This window comes from Candidatus Clostridium radicumherbarum, from assembly GCF_045310525.1.
In the GTDB taxonomy this organism is placed as follows: Bacteria; Bacillota; Clostridia; order Clostridiales; family Clostridiaceae; genus Clostridium_AT; species Clostridium_AT radicumherbarum.
The window spans coordinates 195,658-211,668 of record NZ_JBJHZY010000003.1 but is presented as its reverse complement, the minus strand read 5'-3'; the positions used below and the strand labels follow the sequence as shown (position 1 = coordinate 211,668).

The window sequence follows — 16,011 nt, the reverse complement described above, 5'->3', positions numbered from 1 at the left end:
CCATTCACCCCAATTAAAAATTTATTTTAGAAAAACCTATACAAAAGGTTCTACTCGTCGCTTTCATTATTTTTTTCGTAGAATAACATGATGAAATGATGCCATTGCTTTATACTCTTCTAATTCACTCACCTTTAATTCCATTTCTAACATCTTTTCCTGCCATGTCTTATCATTATGGATTTCTTGATTTTGTTGTAAATCCCAAAAGGTTCTTAACCCAAGAATTTTTTCTATCATAAATTTATCTGACCACTTTAGTAACTCTTTATCTTCATAGTAATTAATAGTGCCAAATTGTTGTGCATGTCCATTTTTGCCATCTAATAGTTCATTGGCATGTTCAAAGTTATTCAGTAGCACTACCATCTGCATAACTCTACCTGGCTTATTATGTTTTAAAATAGAAAGATATCCATTTGTTTTTAATATCCTTGAAAATTCTTTAATGATATATTCTCTTTCAACAATATATTCAAAAACATTATGGCACAATATAACATCAAATGTTTCATCTTGAAAATTTTTAAGTTCCTTCTCATCTCCTTTTATTTGTTTATAGTCATTTTTCGTGAATCTATCCTTAAGCATTTTTTCATCTGGTTCAATTGCTATAACCTCATTGTCTATAGCAAAGTGGTCTGCTGTTATACCATTTCCACTTCCAAAATCCAATACTTTTTTATTATGTATGAATTTTAACTGTTCCCATATCATTTTCTTTTGTAATAATTCCCAAGGAACAATACTTCTAATGCCCATTCTTAAAACCTCTTATTATCATAGTATATTAAATTTTTACCTTATCTTTATTTACAATTCTGCATTAATGAATCGGTTATACAAAGATACACCATCTCACACCAAATTTATCAATAAAATCTGTACACAATGGGCTAAAATCGCAAGGACCTAAGGGAAATAAAATTTTGCTGCCTTCCTTAAGTATTTCATAGGCCTGTTTAACCCTTTCCTCATTTCCTTCTCCATAATGAAAGCAAAACTGCATTGTATTACCTGTAATCCTTTTATCCATGCCATCATTCGCCTCAGATACTGCTAAGATATTTCCACAAATATCAAGTTCTGAATGATAAAATGTATTGTCAGAACTTTTTACGTTAAAGCCCAACTTGGCATTAAAGGCTTTTATATACAGTTCAACAGCCTCTACACTTCCTTTTACATAAATTTGCATCATTGCCCTTTTCATATTGTACCTCCTTCTATTTAAATTCCTGTTTTTCATCAAGTTAAATAAAATTTTTTAACAGTAAAATACGATTGCATAAGAACATAAAAAAGATGATCAAATTTATACTTCACCTATCTAAAAATAACGTCTTACCCTATTCATATATTTTATATACTCTGCACCAAATTTATTGATACACCATCTTTCTTCTGAAAGAATAATCCAGTGTGTTGATATTTGAAAAATTATTAATAATCCAAACAAAATCCATGAATGTGTAAGCAATGCACAACCCAAGAAGTAAATGAAATATGCAATATACATAGGGTTGCGGGATATTTTATATAACCCGTTTACATTTATCCCATTTATTTTAGGATTTGCATAATTTACTATAGAAACCGAATATAAAATAATTCCTGAAATATAGATTATCAGACCGATATAAAACCAAAACGTGTCTGTTCTAATTTTGAGTAGTAATAAAAATAATAGAATAAGGAAGGTAGTAATTTGATAAATCCAGAAGGCCACTTTTTCTTTTCCTAATAATGGAGCAAATAAACCTGCACGATTAAGTCCATCTTTACCTATTACACTCAATAGCCCATATCTTATGAGTATAATTGGTATAACTATTAAAAATGCATTCATGCTATCCCACCTTTTAGATATCTTTAATTTAGAAGGAATTTGTCTTGCGAAATCACTCATTTTTGGCCTATATATAGATTATAAACCATATTTTTACATAATCCTATACAAAAAATCCACCTACCAAGGTGGATAAAAAAATTTTGTTAGTTGATGTTACAGGTAATTTGCTAGCTATGTGCGTAGAATTTTCCCAAAAATTCCTTTCATTGTAGTTTACATTATAATAAGTTTACTGCAGATTATGCTTATAAAGTTAATCTTCATATAAATCTCCACTATTTTCTTTGTTAAGTGTACCATCCAACTCAATCATTAAGAATCTTGTTAAACTCTTGACTACAGGTCTATGTCTAATTCCTTTAGGGACAATAATAAATTCTCCTTCATTTACTTTAATTAATCCTTCATCGGTTTCCAAATGAAAACTACCTTCAATCACATAGAATAATTCATCTGAACCTTCATGGACATGAAAATCTAATGTACGATCCTCTACATTGACTACACTGAGAACATGACCATTTAATTGACCAATCTTATCATAAACATACAACTTATCAACAGAATATACCGAGGATTTCAAATTTACTTTTTCTAACATAATAACACTCCTATAATTAAGACTAATATATTTAAGTTTTCCAAGAGCTGTTAATTATAATGTATTATGCATAGTTGTAGATTATGCTTATTTCGCGCATAGGCAAAACGGGTGCCCTTCAGGGTCAAACATGGTTACAAAGTAATTTCCGCCGAACTGGCTTTCCGATTTGTAAGCTCCTAATGTTTCTGCTTGTAATACAGCAGCAGACAAGTCATCTACTTGGAAATCAAAATGCATTTGTTTTTGCTGTTTTGATATCTCCTCTGGCCAAACAGGTTTAACATATTCAAAATCTGCTTTCATAAACAGTAACACAAGGCCTAATTGGCTGCGTAAGGCCGGGCAATCATACATAATGCAAGACTCCCAACCGAGAAGATCCCCATAAAAATTACATAGTTTATCTGCATCTTTGCAGTCGATAGCAATGTTACCTAAGCAAATCCCCTTTATCATTTATATAACCTCCAATATATGATAATAATAATTCACAATCAAGTCCTTATTGTATTATATTTTGTTATAATTATTTATTCATAGTAGAATAACGTAATATTAAATATGCCCCTGTATATGATCTAACACTTATATTAAATTCATCTCCAGATTTATTTTTCACTCTAACTAAAGTACCTGTTTGGTCAATGTAGTCCCAATTATTTTTCTTAAGTGCAGCCATATAACTATTCCAGGAACCTACAGGAATTAGATATTCATCTTTATTTAATTCTCCATTATGTTTAGGTAGAAGTATATGGTATTGAGTATTATTTATGTTTAAAACAACCTCTTTTGGTGGGCTAAAACTGCCCTGTAGCATTGTATTAAGAGTGTGCTTATCAATTTTTTCGCTGGAGCAAGCAAATGCATTGATGATACTCCCTAAATAAATGATGATAAGTGATAACAATATGAAGCCCGCCAGCAAAAAATACTTTTCCCTCATACATACCCCCTATTACTCGATTTATTAAATTTTATAAGGCATAATATTTACAATTACTACACTTTATAAGACTATATTTATCTTGTTATAAAAAATAATGTTATACCAAAACTAATATTAATTATAGCAAGTATAAAAACTATAAATTCCCGTTGCTTTGTGTTCCAATGTTTCTTTAATAATAATATTGAAGATATAAAAACAATTAAATATATTTTTACAATAGAATTAAACATATTTATAACACCTTTGAAAAAAAATTAAAATTAAAATTTTGCTCAATCTCTTGGTTTTCTCATATTAACTAATTGAATAAAGCGTTTCTGTGAAGGCAATCCGCTTTGTCTATCCTTTTTAAGAAAACCCTTATCAAACTCTATGGCTGATGTTTCTTCAATTTCAAATACCGAATCCTCAAAAAAACATCCACTGCAATCCCATAATGCCCCTTGATATAGTTCCAGCGCCTGGAGCGGAACGGCATACATATTGTCAGAAGTTCTGATATCATAATTTTCAGCTTCAACAAAACCAAATTTACTATAATATCCAGGATCACCGTAAATTAAAACAGCTCTGTATCCAAGTTCTTTCGCGAGTTCTTTTGTGTGTTTAATAAGCATCCCCCCGATACCTAAGCCCTGATACTCTGGAAGAACTGATACCGGTCCAAAAGTAATAACATCATAGACTTCACCGGTATCATCTATTATTTTCGATTTTGTATATACTATATTTCCAACAACTTTTCCATCAAGTTCTGCAACAAAATCTAATTTTCTTATGAAGGAATCTGAATTTCTCATTATATGTAATAAATAATGTTCATTGCATCCAGGAACATATTGATTCCAAAAAGCTTCTCTTGTTAATTCTTCAACCTCTCGATAATCTAAAGGTTCTTCATTCCGTAATTTGATATACTTCATTTAAAATAATTCACCTCGCAAACAAGAATAACTTTTACTTATCCGTATTTTACCTTCACTTTATAAACTAATTGCTAAATATAAATCTTTAAGTTTACTAACCATATTGATCCATATTTCATATGACTTCTCAATACTTTCTGCACAACCACCTAATCTAACAACATCCAATAGTTGTTCTTCACATCTTTCTGGCTTAATATTGAAGCTTCTAATAAAGTTTAATGATCTTTTGCGGCTTGGAAAGTACGTTTTATTAATAGCAAACAATGCTTGAAGAAAATGGTCAATTGCTATATCTATAGCAAAATGATAGAATAGCACATCTTGCCTGATTACTGCACGCTCTAAATCCTCAATATCTTCGAGCTCACTCAAGTGATATCGTATAATCTTTTCCGCCAAATTATTAGGATATTGGGATAGTCTTTCTTTTAATAAAGATAGAAAACTATCTTTATCATATAAAATACTAATTTCCTTTAACATAGCACATCGTCCAATAGGATAATAATAATTGTCTAATTTATCAGGATAGTCTCCATTGAGTATAGATTCTACATCATTTATAGTTTCATTTTCTGTAAAATACATTAACCATGTTTCAACTCCATTAATAAGCATAAAATCACCTATACCCCAATGCCCTCCTTCAAAAACGTTAATTTTTTCTTCCTGCAGCAAGCTACCCATCTGGTTTATTATTGATTTTCTTTTCTCAAATGGAGGTATTGTATCACAATATATGAACACATCAATATCTCCCTCACCTGCTTTTGGAAATGAAGTTTTACTACCATTTATTCCAATTGATTGGACTTCATTCATTTTTGATACATTATCTAATAGTAAATGTACAATCTCTCCAGTACTAAAATCCATGTTTTTTTCCCCACTAAAAACTTATAATCTAGAATTATTGGTGAATCTTTTATAGCACTATACTTGGCTCTTCAGCACTAGCGGAGCCCATGCTGCATAATTCCTTTAGTACTTCAGCAAAAAGCTCGTATAATTCTTTAAGTATATCAATATCCTTTATAACACCAGCTACCTGGAAGTATAGCTCATCTACTCCTTCAGGAAAATGCGCGCTAAAGAATCCCTCATCATCTTTTATTTCAAGATTAATCTTAGGCTGCTCTTGTATTAAATACCTGATGCTTTTATTTGAAAATAACTGTTTTACCTTTTCTTCACTATTGCTTTTTATAACGAAATCCTCATCGAATTCTTCATAACCAATGTTTATGTCTTCCATGCCCAGCATCTTACCAAGCCCGCTGAAAATTCCAGTTCTATATATTTTGAAATAGAAATTATCAAGATTTACAAAAGGTGCTCTCATCCTTGTATAGGTTATTGATGATTTTCCTGTGGATACAGTATAGGTATCTAATACAACAATCCAATTATCTACGTGGGCTTCTACTCTGTCTCCAGCCCAAAAGCCCTTATTTACATAATCAGCCTGAATTTTCTCAGCCAGCTGCTGCCAAACTTCTTTTTTGCTTGGTCCAAATAATCCCATGAAAATTCCCCCTATTAACATTTTAATTATTTAATAATAAGTATTTTTACGTTATTATGTAAACTCTATTTCACTATAGTAAAATTTTCCTCACTTTCACAAATAGGCACATCAATCATAGCCATTTTCTTTACTAAAGCCCGTTTCAAGAATTGCATGCAATTAACCAGAAAAAGAATTTGTGCTTCTCCCCCTTGTAATTCTGCTTCAACGCTTCCATCTTCTAAGTTTTTCACCCATCCAGTTAATTTCATTTTTTCAGCAATACAAAATATTTCCAAACGAAATCCTACCTTTTGTACCCTTCCAGCAAAAATAACTTTTTTTCTGATTATACTGTTTGAATTAAATTCAGGGAACTTAATATGATTTGCATGCCAAATTACGTAACTATTTCTTAATTTCTTTAAAAAATTCATTCTTCGATGTACTCCTCTTACTGTTGACATTCTTTTGCTTAAAATATCTTAAATTTTACATGCCTGTAGTATCAATTAATCAAATAATTGATTACTGATTTATTAGTAAATCTTAATTGTTTAGGAAATTCATTTGCCCTTTTTGATAAGAGTGCAAAGTATCCTTCCTCCTCAAAATCCTCTTGAATTCTTGCATCTCTGAAGCCCAATCCTGTTATTAATTCTTTATAAAATTCCTTATAATTAACTACATCTTCTGACGCTAAATGAAAAATTCCATTTAAATTATTATTTATTATATAGCATAATTGCCTTGCTATCATCTCATTAGTATTTGTATTGTGATGAAATTTTGGATATACAATAATATCTTTATGGCTATTAAGGGAATTTAATAGTTCTTTCATTCTTGGAGAATCTTTGCCCCAAACTTGAGGAATTCTTAATATACAAGCATTATCATACAATATTTCTGATATTTTCTTCTCACATTCTATCTTATATTGTCCATAATCAGTGTGAGTATTTGGTAAGTCATCTTCATAATGGGGTTTACTCAAATCATTATCAAAGACATTTGTTGTAGAGAAAAAGTATAAACCGCCACCATTTTCCTTCAGGTATTTTGAGATTTTTATATGTGCAATTAGTTGTTTATTAAAATCTCCTCTTAAACATGATATTATAATTTGAGGCTTTAAAGTACTTAATATATTACTTATGTTATCTTCCTCTTCAATATCGAGTTTAAAAGATTTACCTTGATTTAATAGTATTGGATTTTGAAAATACGTTGTATAAACATCAAATTGACTATATTTATTCATCTCATTTATTACTGCTGTTCCTACAAGCCCACTTCCACCCAATATTAAAACCTTGTTCATAAGAATTATTCCCTCCCATAACAAGTTAATTAGCATTTTTGTACCATTACGACATATCCTTAATTCCTACTCAAAACTATCTTAGTTAGACGCATATCTTTAACCTATATATAGATTATAAACCATAAATTTACACATATCTATATTAAAAAATCCACCTACCAAGGCGGACGGCAAAATTTTGTCATGTGATGTTTTAGCTCTCTTACTATCTATATACGTAAGTTTGTCCCATAAATATAATATTATGTCTTTTTTATATAAGAAATTTGCGACTTATTTAGGTGTATTTTCCTCCAATATTTTTCTTATATTAGGCTGATTTCCCCAATAAGAAAACCACCTACCTTTTATATTATTTCTTTGAATTTCAAAGTCTTGATTGGCCTTTCCTGGATAGAAAATTCCTATCTTTTCATTTGATTTTAACAATATTTCAATGTTATAATTACTAGTTGTTCCTGCAAAATCAGGATTTTCATTAATATCTTGTATTGAATTAAACCAATTTACTATGTTTTGTATTTCTTCATGGTCTGAAATTCTACTAGCATTAATTTTTATTGATTGAACATCATTAAATGATATATGTTTATGAAGCGAATTAGATTTTATATTAGAGTAAGCCTTAAATCCAATAAAGATAATTAAGAAAAACAATATTAAATATATAAACTGCTTGTACTTGTATTTAATGATAATTACCTCCTCAAAATGAATAAACCTTAAATTATCCTTGATTAATTCGCATTATCTTACAACTACTACACTTTATATGAATATTCCGCATTAAAGTTTCTGTATAAATAAAACTTCTCTATTCTTATCATATATAATAAGATTTGTTGCCTTAGAGTTACCCATTGTATTAGAAATAATTATCCCCCTATTTCCACTTACAGACTCCGATATTGCTGTATTATCATCTAAAATAAGAGTTGCCCAAGATGCCTTATCTAATACCGAACTATCATTAATTATTACCCAAGCAAAAGAATAAAACGAATATGTCCCGTCTATATTATCTGAACCGCCACTTAATCCGATAGATACAGGGGTTAGGTTAGCATTATTCCCTCCAGAACCACTACCTTCAGATTGAATTTTACCATTTTGGTTTGATGTTAAGGCATAATAACCTCTTGCACTATTTGTTTCATGTAAAATCACAGTATAATTTTTAATGTTCTTTGTTACTATTGGTGTAATACCTCTTTCTTTAACAAAATTATTAATTTGCTCAAGTGTAAGAGGTCTTAACTTTGTTGGTTCTTTATGCTCAAATGATACATTGGTTTCTTTCGCCCTTACATAATTATGAGGATTTGAATATCCAAATACAAAAAACATGCTAAAAAGTAGACCTAGACCAATTAGAAAAGAAAAAGTGACTCTACTAAATCCTCTCAATTGCTCTCTCCCCTTTCGTCAAAATGCTAATTATTTATATTTACAATAAAATACCCTTATTTAGTATGTTCAACCAAGCAAAATTGATGTACTTAGATGATGATTCACATTTATAAAACTACAATTAGCGAATAATTATTTACGATTATAACTTACTATTTATTGTTAAAAGTACGCCAAGTCCACCTAATAATGATAATATTGAACCTACGATTTTATAATTTATTATAGATTGCTCCAAATAAATTATATACTGATTGGTATCCATACTGCCTCCATGAGCCTTCATTATATTTGACATTTCATTATCACCTAAATTTAAGCTGTTTATAAGAATTATAATGCCTATTGCAAAGACAATACCAAAAGTTAATAACTTTCCAATTAATAGATTCTTCTTTAAATCTTTCTCAATAAGCATATTTTTTTCAGTAGCTTCTGCTAATTCAATTAACTCACATTTACAGTCATTGCAAATTGTGTTTCCATCTTGATATTCACATTTACATTTTGGGCATATTAACATACTAGCCACCCCATTTTTTATGTTTTAATACTTTTTACTTTAAAGATACGTCTTAAAGATTCACCAAATAAAGTGATTTTATTTCTTTGAAAACTCTTCCCTGGCCTTTTTCAGTGTGGAATTAATAAAGTTATTTTTAGAACTGGTGTATGAATTTCTATCTTCTTTGAATTTCTCTGCCAATTCTTTTTTCAACCTTGAATATTCCTCAAAAGATTTCTTATTTAATTGAAGATAATCTCGGAAATAGATGTGATTCTCCCACAAGTCCCCACCGTATACCTCTATATGTAAATAATGCGTCCTTAAATCTTCGCTTCCTTTAGCGAACATTATCCTTCCTTCGACACCTGCTCTGCCTCTATATTGGTATCCTGCATTCTCCAATAAGTTTCTGAAATTCTCAGTATCGTTTAGAGACTTAATCCCTACAGCAATATCTATGATAGGTTTTGAATCAAGCCCCTTTATTGATGTGCTTCCAACATGCTGTATGTCTATAACATACTCTCCAATTAGAGAAAGTAATAATTTTTCTTCCTGCTTGTATAACTCTACCCATCTATAATCATAAGGTAATAACTTAACTGTTCCTCTTTTTAATCCAATCATTATTTTACTATCACCTCATTATATTTATATAGAAATACTATAGCTGATATGAAAAGAATTCATTCACAAGTATTCTCAGACTTTCATTAAGATTTGGAAATTCTAAAATATCCATCCTCTCATCCATTTCATAATTTCCTCCTATAGAATTCAGTTCATTTTAATTAAGCTCTTATAACAATTTAAGTTTCGGAAAAATACTTTATTAAAAACATCTATCTAAGTTACTTTTCTTCTTCAAATGTCCACTGTTCTTTCCAGTCCATAACCACAGATAGCCAATCTGCATTTTGATTCATAAAATTACTAGTAAATTTATATATTAAACTTACATAAGGCTCATTAAGAAGTTCTGTATATGTAGATACAATATCTGATACCTCAATTGATTCTTGTTGTCTATCTTTTAACTTTTCACCTAGACAATATCTTCGTCTTAATTCAGCTACTAAATCATAAATAAAATTTGCTTGCTTTTCTTCTTTATCTTTAATATTCTTTTTATAATTAAAAAATAATTTTATTGTATCTGTGAGAATCATATATTTAACGGTTTGTCCATAATAGGATTCTGGCATTCCTTTAACTTCATACTCTGTGATATGTAAACATCTTTTGATTCGATATTTAAGGATATCAATCAAGCCCTCAAAAACAACAATACCCGATGGTCTATAATCTTCACCAAGCATATTAATAACTTCTTCTAATTGAGAATTCGTAATAAATCTTTGATTGTTTATTATCTCCATAAACTCACCAATCCCTCATGAAAATATAATATAAAAATGCTACCGCTACCTATAGCCTTTCTTCTCCTTTAACATTCTTTACGTAACCTAAAACTCCTTATATAAATATTTTATATCTGATATAACATTCCATCCAATAGAGTTCCAGAATTCTTCTGAGCCAGGGTTATTGATATTAATAAATAAAAACCCTGAAGTTATACCAACTTTATTTAATTCTTCTAAAGAGCGTTGCTCCATCAGTCGTCCTATACCTTTATTCCTATATTCACTATAAACTGCTGTATGATAAATTGAACCTCTTCTACCGTCATGTCCACACAATAAAGCACCTACCACTTTCCCATCCTTTATGCACGCTACAGAGCTCAATTCAGGATTTCTATTAAGATATTTAATTAGAATCTCTTTAGTATCAAAATTTGCGGAAAACCCCGCATTAAAAGATATTCTCCATAACTCAAGAGCCTCATCTAAATCTGACTCTTTCATTGCACGAATTACTATATTATTATTCATCTTAATAACCTCTTATTTTTTTATACTATTACAGTTGGTTATGATGCTTTGTCCTACTGTTCTGTCATAACTTTAGCAAAATGTAAATCAACTAATTTCTTTTTAGTACAGAATCATAACCAAAAAATCAATTTTACCAGTCTCCATTTTTCTTTCAAAAGAATTAACTTTTTCAAAACCTGCCCGTTGATATACTTTTATTGCCCGTTGATTAAAAGCTGCTACCGTCAAGCGAAAACCTTTTGCTGATAAATTATTTCTGGCAAAGTCTAAACCACTATTAAAAAATTTAAGCCCTAAACCTTGGCCACATAAATTGGGGCTTATTCCTAAGCCAACATCAGTAATATCTTTGCAATCGTAAACGCCAAATTGATTTCCTACTGGAACTTGAGCAGATTCACCAAAGCAATAGTAGCCTAAAAGATTATTTTCTCTATCAGAAACCGAAAAATAAGTTCCATTAAGAAGTTCATCTATACAGTTATCACTTCCATCCATACTATAAATTGAATAAGGTTCTTTATATACCCATTTTGAAATTTGCTTTGCTTCATCATAATGCATTTGCTTTATATTTAGTTCCATTAGTTCCCCCTAAAACTGCACTCATTTCATAACCCACTTTAATTCATATTAAATTCTATTTGTTGAACAATAATTTTAAAATGCGACGTGAATCCAATTTGGAATAATACGATATTTTCATTAGTTTAATGTTTATTTTATATACTCTATAGATTGAGATTTTGTCGATTTCTCAGTATTCTAATAATCTCTATTCTTTCGGCAAAATAATTTGTGACTGCGTTGTTGTCTTAACACGCTTGTTATTTTGAAAGCTATTAAACGATACGATACCTACAACAGCTAGGAGAACATTAAACACTATCGTTGCGATAATTATGCCTACTATGAATTTCCAAATAAGCTTTGATCGACGATTTTTTATAGCTAGCTGCTCATTAATTCTTGATAGCTGTTCTGCAACACCATTTGTGTCAGCTTTATCAAGCATTTTTGCTCCTAACAACTCGCTAACAGAAGTTTCAAATACTTCCGCAATTCTAATTAGCATCTCTGCATCTGGTACGGAAAGTCCTTTTTCCCATTTAGAAATTGTTTGACGAACTACATTTAATCGAATAGCAAGCTCTTCTTGCGAAAGTCCCTTTGATTTTCTAATTGTTTTTAAATTTACATTAAACATAAATGATATCTCCTTTACTTTTAGTATCACTCTAACTCAGAGTGAGCCGTTGCAGCAAGCAATACAAATTAACATGATACCATTAACCATAGGGATTAAATTATTATTTAAAGAATGAGTCTTGGAACCTCACCCATTATTGTTCATTACTCCTTTATAGAAAAAATACCTTCTTTATTTTGTCTTACTTCAATACTTGTCTGTGATATTTCTTTTGAAGTATTGCTATCTTCAATTTTTAAATATATTTTAAACGATGATTTATTTATTTTACTATTCGGATCTATAGACCAATATACCTTCTGGTCATTGACTTTAATATCATTTCCTAAAACATTAATTTTACCTTTATCTTTTTCCCAATTTAGAAAAGTTCCTTGTTCGGTAATCCAATGAAATTTCATATTACTTTTAGTTTCCTCTGATTTAAACTTAATAGTAAGAGGTATACCTGGCGTAGACGACATTAATGGACTATATTCACTAATCTCAGAGTTTATAGTAACTTCCATCTTCTTATTATTTTCAGGATTATTAGATACTTGTATATTATTGTTAGTACATCCTAATAATAAATAAATCAAAATGGAAATCAAAATAATTGATATGAACCTTATTAATCTCATAAAAACCTATTCCTCCAACAATTATATTTTAAGTAATAGTTTATGTTGTTAAATTATCGTATATTCACTATTAATCAATCCTTAAGCTTACAATTTAAGAAAAAAACTCATTAAGCTCTAATGAGCGGCCAAAGTAAACTTATATTATTAATATAATAATAACCAATTATTGTATAAATGTACATCTCTAACACAAACAAATCCTTGTCGTCACATTGCAGGAGTTTCTGCTCATTACGTCTCGCTTATTGTAATTTCCTGTATAAAATTTATTTCTTTCCCCACATGGTAATATATGGACATTTCTAATTAAATATATTATAATTTGATTGAACAAATATTCAATGAACATATATTTAATTAAATTATTATAATATATTTAGGGGTGAAAAATATGGAAAGTAAGGTTGTTATTATTGGTGCAGGACTTACAGGCTTAAGTGCAGGCATTCATCTGCAGGAAAAAGGAATAAAGACAGAAATATTTGAGATATCAGGCCAGGCTGGTGGAATGTGTACTTCCTGGGAGCGCAAAGGCTTCCGTTTTGACGGCTGCATTCACTGGATGGTTGGTACCAGATCCGATAGCCCTATCTATAAGCTTTACCGTGAGGTAGATGCTCTTGCTGAAGATACTGTCATTTACAACACAGAATCTATAAAGACAGAGATACAGGGTATAATATATGAAATTCCACTCCGTCTCGAACCCTTTAAGAATTTCCTTATATCCCTTTCTCCAGAAGACCACACCATGATAGATGAACTCTGCAGCAATATTAAAATAATGAGAGATACAAGAATGCCTATTGGCGCACCCTCAAGTATTACTGAATTCATAAATCTTCTGAGATACAGCCGTGGTTTTTTAAGCGTGGCACGTAAGTTTGTTGGAGTTACTGTAAAGGACTATGTGGAAAAGTTTAAAAACGTACTACTAAAATCAGTTCTTTACGATCTTATGCCTCCTCAATTTTCCCTGATGGCACTCTTTATGATGCTAGGAACCAGGATGGGTGACAATGCTGGTTATCCTATGGGCGGAGCCCATGATGTAATTAACCGTATGGTAAACAAATACATTTCTTTAGGAGGTAAAATAAATTATCAGTCAAAGGTAGAGGAAATTATTGTTGAAAATGATAGAGTTACTGCTGTAAAATCAAAAGGGAACCTTTACCCCGCCACAGCAGTTGTTGCAGCCTGTGATATGTATGATACCCTCAAGAACATGCTTGGAGGAAAATATAAGCACCCGGAGCTTGATAAAATGCTAGAATCAGCTGAGCTTTTTGATCCTGTAATAGTGGTATCCTTTGGTATGAAACAGCGCTTCAACTTACCTTATTCCCAGACCTTCATTTGTACTGAAGGCATAAAGACAGCCCCGGATCTTGTAAGCTATCATATAAACTTAAGATCCTTTGAATTTGATCCTACCTCTGCACCGGAAAACTGTAGTAGTGTCATGGTTATGTTGGAATCTAAGTTAGATTACTGGCAAAACCTTCGAAAGACCGATATAAACAGATACCGAACTGAAAAGCAGCAGATTGCTGATAGGGTAGTTGATTTTATTAATCAGCGTATTCCTGGATTTAAGGATGCCATAGCCGTAACTGACGTTGCAACACCGGCAACATATATACGCTATGCAAATCTCTATAAAGCTTCCTGGGAGGGTTTTGCACCTACTCCAGAAGCACTGAAAACCAATATTCGAAAAACAATTGATGGTGTAAAAGGGCTTTATCTCTGCGGCCAATGGACAACAGCCGGAGGAGGAATATGCACTGCAGTTGCAAGTGGAAAGGATGCTGCAAAATCAGTGTTGAAGTATATCTAGATTAGAAAGGTGCATAAATTATATGAACAAACGAGAACAGCAAAGACAGGATAGAAGAAATCAAATTCTTCTGTGCAGCCTTGACATGATAATAAGCCGTGGATACGAAGCCATGAAAATCCGTGATATAGCTAAAAAACTTGAAATTAGTACAGGATTGTTTTTTAATTATTTTGTATCAAAAGAGGAAGTGTATGAGGAACTTGTCCGCATTGGAGTTCAGGGACCGGAAAACGTGCTTAAATTCAATCCGAGTATTACCTCGCCGATAAAAATATTTGAAAATATAACTGATAACATTTTTAATGCCCTGATAACCTCTTCAATGTCAGCAAAGATGTTTTTACTTATGTCCCAGGCAGCAAACTCAGAGGCAGCTCCCGAAAAAGTCAAGGAAATGCTTAGAAATCTTGATGCCATAACTCCGGTCCTTACTGTCATTAAAAAAGGACAGCAGCTTGGAGAAATAAAATCTGGAAATCCGACAGCACTTGCCGTTGCTTATTGGGGTGCTGTTCAGGGTATAGCCGAAAGCTACGCCATGCGTCCTGAACTTCCTTTGCCGGAAAGCAGCTGGGTTGTGGACATTCTGAGGGCATAATTAAAGTGGAGACAGAACACTTCTTCTCATATGCAGGTGTCTAGGCAACAAATAGTGGAAATTGTACTCTAAGAAATTAAAATCCTCGAAATATTTAAAATAAATAATCTAAGGTTGTGTTTATTTAGCAATTGAAAATATGAAACTCAGTCTCATACTGGAGTCATTATCTACTATGAGACTGAGTTTAACATTTTTATAGTTGGTTAACATAATTACTCGTTATACGTTGGATTAATCCTTGCCATTATATATTCATTTTCATATTTACCTTTTCGAATAGCTGCAAGACGTTTTAACCCTTCCTTTTGAAAGCCAAACTTTTCATATAAATGAATTGCTTTTACGTTATCTTCAAATACAGATAATTCCACCCTAATAAGCATAAGCCAGTTATCGGCTATATCCATGATAGCTTGCATCAGAGCTATTCCAACTCCCATATTCTGATAATCTTTATGAACCATTATTCCGATGCTGCCACTATGTCGTAATCGAGGGTTTGCATTAACGGTCAATCCAACCGATCCAATTATAGTATCCTCACCACTTTCAGTTTTTGTTGTTGCAACAAATTGATATTGATTACCATCCATATTTATTATAAATTCTTCATTACGTTTCACTCTCTCAGATGGAATCCCAAGAATGTTTTCAAAAACACCTGGCATACGTCTGAGATCGTTAATTCCTTTTCCATCACCAATATCTATTGGTCTAATTAAAAAATCCATTTGTATC

23 protein-coding genes are annotated in these 16,011 nt (G+C 31.2%); 2 read left to right on the top strand and 21 right to left on the bottom strand.

Annotation, left to right across the window (positions count from 1 at the left end; genetic code table 11):
• Window positions 1-66 precede the first annotated feature (66 nt).
• From ACJDUH_RS14900 to ACJDUH_RS14805, 20 genes are all read right to left on the bottom strand, one after another.
• Window positions 67-762 carry a methyltransferase domain-containing protein gene (locus ACJDUH_RS14900; protein ID WP_406766002.1) on the bottom strand — a complete coding sequence of 232 codons (696 nt, stop codon included), beginning with the start codon at window positions 760-762 and terminating at the stop codon, window positions 67-69.
• 76 nt (window positions 763-838) lie between these two features.
• Window positions 839-1,213 (bottom strand): VOC family protein, encoded by a 375-nt coding sequence (locus tag ACJDUH_RS14895; protein ID WP_406766001.1) that lies wholly within the window; start codon window positions 1,211-1,213, stop codon window positions 839-841.
• A gap of 117 nt (window positions 1,214-1,330) precedes the next feature.
• A complete protein-coding gene (locus tag ACJDUH_RS14890) occupies window positions 1,331-1,849 on the bottom strand; it encodes a methyltransferase family protein (protein ID WP_406766000.1) in 519 nt (172 codons plus the stop codon).
• 256 nt (window positions 1,850-2,105) lie between these two features.
• On the bottom strand, window positions 2,106-2,435 hold the full coding sequence (locus ACJDUH_RS14885; RefSeq protein WP_406765999.1) for a cupin domain-containing protein: 330 nt from the start codon (window positions 2,433-2,435) through the stop codon (window positions 2,106-2,108).
• Between the two features lie 105 nt (window positions 2,436-2,540).
• Complete coding sequence (locus ACJDUH_RS14880; protein WP_406765998.1) at window positions 2,541-2,912, bottom strand: VOC family protein; 372 nt, start codon at window positions 2,910-2,912, stop codon at window positions 2,541-2,543.
• 70 nt (window positions 2,913-2,982) lie between these two features.
• Window positions 2,983-3,402: a hypothetical protein gene (locus ACJDUH_RS14875; RefSeq protein WP_406765997.1), complete on the bottom strand. Its 420-nt coding sequence runs from the start codon at window positions 3,400-3,402 to the stop codon at window positions 2,983-2,985.
• 278 nt (window positions 3,403-3,680) lie between these two features.
• Window positions 3,681-4,331, bottom strand: a complete 651-nt coding sequence (locus ACJDUH_RS14870; protein ID WP_406765996.1) for a GNAT family N-acetyltransferase — start codon at window positions 4,329-4,331, stop codon at window positions 3,681-3,683.
• A gap of 60 nt (window positions 4,332-4,391) precedes the next feature.
• Window positions 4,392-5,213, bottom strand: coding sequence for a DUF4037 domain-containing protein (locus ACJDUH_RS14865; protein ID WP_406765995.1), 822 nt, complete (start codon window positions 5,211-5,213; stop codon window positions 4,392-4,394).
• Window positions 5,214-5,262: 49 nt separating this feature from the next.
• A complete protein-coding gene (locus tag ACJDUH_RS14860) occupies window positions 5,263-5,862 on the bottom strand; it encodes a DUF3137 domain-containing protein (protein WP_406765994.1) in 600 nt (199 codons plus the stop codon).
• Between the two features lie 65 nt (window positions 5,863-5,927).
• The gene (locus ACJDUH_RS14855; RefSeq protein WP_406765993.1) at window positions 5,928-6,311 is read right to left on the bottom strand and encodes an acylphosphatase; all 384 of its coding nucleotides are present in this window, start codon (window positions 6,309-6,311) and stop codon (window positions 5,928-5,930) included.
• 41 nt (window positions 6,312-6,352) lie between these two features.
• Window positions 6,353-7,168, bottom strand: a complete 816-nt coding sequence (locus tag ACJDUH_RS14850) for a sugar nucleotide-binding protein (protein WP_406765992.1) — start codon at window positions 7,166-7,168, stop codon at window positions 6,353-6,355.
• 276 nt (window positions 7,169-7,444) lie between these two features.
• A complete protein-coding gene (locus tag ACJDUH_RS14845) occupies window positions 7,445-7,828 on the bottom strand; it encodes a hypothetical protein (protein ID WP_406765991.1) in 384 nt (127 codons plus the stop codon).
• Between the two features lie 129 nt (window positions 7,829-7,957).
• Window positions 7,958-8,578, bottom strand: a complete 621-nt coding sequence (locus ACJDUH_RS14840; RefSeq protein ID WP_406765990.1) for a hypothetical protein — start codon at window positions 8,576-8,578, stop codon at window positions 7,958-7,960.
• A 145-nt stretch (window positions 8,579-8,723) separates the two neighbouring features.
• A complete protein-coding gene (locus ACJDUH_RS14835) occupies window positions 8,724-9,104 on the bottom strand; it encodes a hypothetical protein (protein WP_406765989.1) in 381 nt (126 codons plus the stop codon).
• 78 nt (window positions 9,105-9,182) lie between these two features.
• The gene (locus tag ACJDUH_RS14830) at window positions 9,183-9,716 is read right to left on the bottom strand and encodes a GrpB family protein (protein WP_406765988.1); all 534 of its coding nucleotides are present in this window, start codon (window positions 9,714-9,716) and stop codon (window positions 9,183-9,185) included.
• A gap of 224 nt (window positions 9,717-9,940) precedes the next feature.
• Window positions 9,941-10,468, bottom strand: a complete 528-nt coding sequence (locus tag ACJDUH_RS14825; protein WP_406765987.1) for a hypothetical protein — start codon at window positions 10,466-10,468, stop codon at window positions 9,941-9,943.
• Between the two features lie 87 nt (window positions 10,469-10,555).
• Window positions 10,556-10,987 carry a GNAT family N-acetyltransferase gene (locus tag ACJDUH_RS14820; RefSeq protein ID WP_406765986.1) on the bottom strand — a complete coding sequence of 144 codons (432 nt, stop codon included), beginning with the start codon at window positions 10,985-10,987 and terminating at the stop codon, window positions 10,556-10,558.
• A 102-nt stretch (window positions 10,988-11,089) separates the two neighbouring features.
• On the bottom strand, window positions 11,090-11,575 hold the full coding sequence (locus ACJDUH_RS14815) for a GNAT family N-acetyltransferase (RefSeq protein WP_406765985.1): 486 nt from the start codon (window positions 11,573-11,575) through the stop codon (window positions 11,090-11,092).
• 190 nt (window positions 11,576-11,765) lie between these two features.
• Window positions 11,766-12,197, bottom strand: coding sequence for a helix-turn-helix domain-containing protein (locus ACJDUH_RS14810; RefSeq protein WP_406765984.1), 432 nt, complete (start codon window positions 12,195-12,197; stop codon window positions 11,766-11,768).
• Between the two features lie 146 nt (window positions 12,198-12,343).
• Entirely contained in the window at window positions 12,344-12,823 is a 480-nt protein-coding gene (locus ACJDUH_RS14805; protein WP_406765983.1) for a hypothetical protein, read from the bottom strand.
• Window positions 12,824-13,217: 394 nt separating this feature from the next.
• Between ACJDUH_RS14805 and ACJDUH_RS14800 the strand changes: the two genes are divergently transcribed.
• On the top strand, window positions 13,218-14,669 hold the full coding sequence (locus ACJDUH_RS14800) for a phytoene desaturase family protein (protein ID WP_406765982.1): 1,452 nt from the start codon (window positions 13,218-13,220) through the stop codon (window positions 14,667-14,669).
• 22 nt (window positions 14,670-14,691) lie between these two features.
• Window positions 14,692-15,270, top strand: a complete 579-nt coding sequence (locus ACJDUH_RS14795; RefSeq protein ID WP_406765981.1) for a TetR/AcrR family transcriptional regulator — start codon at window positions 14,692-14,694, stop codon at window positions 15,268-15,270.
• A gap of 215 nt (window positions 15,271-15,485) precedes the next feature.
• Here ACJDUH_RS14795 and ACJDUH_RS14790 read toward each other — a convergent pair whose 3' ends face one another.
• Complete coding sequence (locus tag ACJDUH_RS14790; protein WP_406765980.1) at window positions 15,486-16,004, bottom strand: GNAT family N-acetyltransferase; 519 nt, start codon at window positions 16,002-16,004, stop codon at window positions 15,486-15,488.
• Window positions 16,005-16,011 lie beyond the last annotated feature (7 nt).

Bases quoted from the DNA above. Each gene is read 5' to 3' on its own strand.
- ACJDUH_RS14900 (WP_406766002.1), bottom strand. From the start codon at position 762: ATGGGCATTAGAAGTATTGTTCCTTGGGAATTATTACAAAAGAAAATG.
- ACJDUH_RS14895 (WP_406766001.1), bottom strand. From the start codon at position 1,213: ATGAAAAGGGCAATGATGCAAATTTATGTAAAAGGAAGTGTAGAGGCT.
- ACJDUH_RS14890 (WP_406766000.1), bottom strand. From the start codon at position 1,849: ATGAATGCATTTTTAATAGTTATACCAATTATACTCATAAGATATGGG.
- ACJDUH_RS14880 (WP_406765998.1), bottom strand. From the start codon at position 2,912: ATGATAAAGGGGATTTGCTTAGGTAACATTGCTATCGACTGCAAAGAT.
- ACJDUH_RS14875 (WP_406765997.1), bottom strand. From the start codon at position 3,402: ATGAGGGAAAAGTATTTTTTGCTGGCGGGCTTCATATTGTTATCACTT.
- ACJDUH_RS14870 (WP_406765996.1), bottom strand. From the start codon at position 4,331: ATGAAGTATATCAAATTACGGAATGAAGAACCTTTAGATTATCGAGAG.
- ACJDUH_RS14865 (WP_406765995.1), bottom strand. From the start codon at position 5,213: ATGGATTTTAGTACTGGAGAGATTGTACATTTACTATTAGATAATGTA.
- ACJDUH_RS14860 (WP_406765994.1), bottom strand. From the start codon at position 5,862: ATGGGATTATTTGGACCAAGCAAAAAAGAAGTTTGGCAGCAGCTGGCT.
- ACJDUH_RS14855 (WP_406765993.1), bottom strand. From the start codon at position 6,311: ATGTCAACAGTAAGAGGAGTACATCGAAGAATGAATTTTTTAAAGAAA.
- ACJDUH_RS14850 (WP_406765992.1), bottom strand. From the start codon at position 7,168: ATGAACAAGGTTTTAATATTGGGTGGAAGTGGGCTTGTAGGAACAGCA.
- ACJDUH_RS14835 (WP_406765989.1), bottom strand. From the start codon at position 9,104: ATGTTAATATGCCCAAAATGTAAATGTGAATATCAAGATGGAAACACA.
- ACJDUH_RS14830 (WP_406765988.1), bottom strand. From the start codon at position 9,716: ATGATTGGATTAAAAAGAGGAACAGTTAAGTTATTACCTTATGATTAT.
- ACJDUH_RS14825 (WP_406765987.1), bottom strand. From the start codon at position 10,468: ATGGAGATAATAAACAATCAAAGATTTATTACGAATTCTCAATTAGAA.
- ACJDUH_RS14820 (WP_406765986.1), bottom strand. From the start codon at position 10,987: ATGAATAATAATATAGTAATTCGTGCAATGAAAGAGTCAGATTTAGAT.
- ACJDUH_RS14815 (WP_406765985.1), bottom strand. From the start codon at position 11,575: ATGGAACTAAATATAAAGCAAATGCATTATGATGAAGCAAAGCAAATT.
- ACJDUH_RS14810 (WP_406765984.1), bottom strand. From the start codon at position 12,197: ATGTTTAATGTAAATTTAAAAACAATTAGAAAATCAAAGGGACTTTCG.
- ACJDUH_RS14805 (WP_406765983.1), bottom strand. From the start codon at position 12,823: ATGAGATTAATAAGGTTCATATCAATTATTTTGATTTCCATTTTGATT.
- ACJDUH_RS14800 (WP_406765982.1), top strand. From the start codon at position 13,218: ATGGAAAGTAAGGTTGTTATTATTGGTGCAGGACTTACAGGCTTAAGT.
- ACJDUH_RS14795 (WP_406765981.1), top strand. From the start codon at position 14,692: ATGAACAAACGAGAACAGCAAAGACAGGATAGAAGAAATCAAATTCTT.
- ACJDUH_RS14790 (WP_406765980.1), bottom strand. From the start codon at position 16,004: ATGGATTTTTTAATTAGACCAATAGATATTGGTGATGGAAAAGGAATT.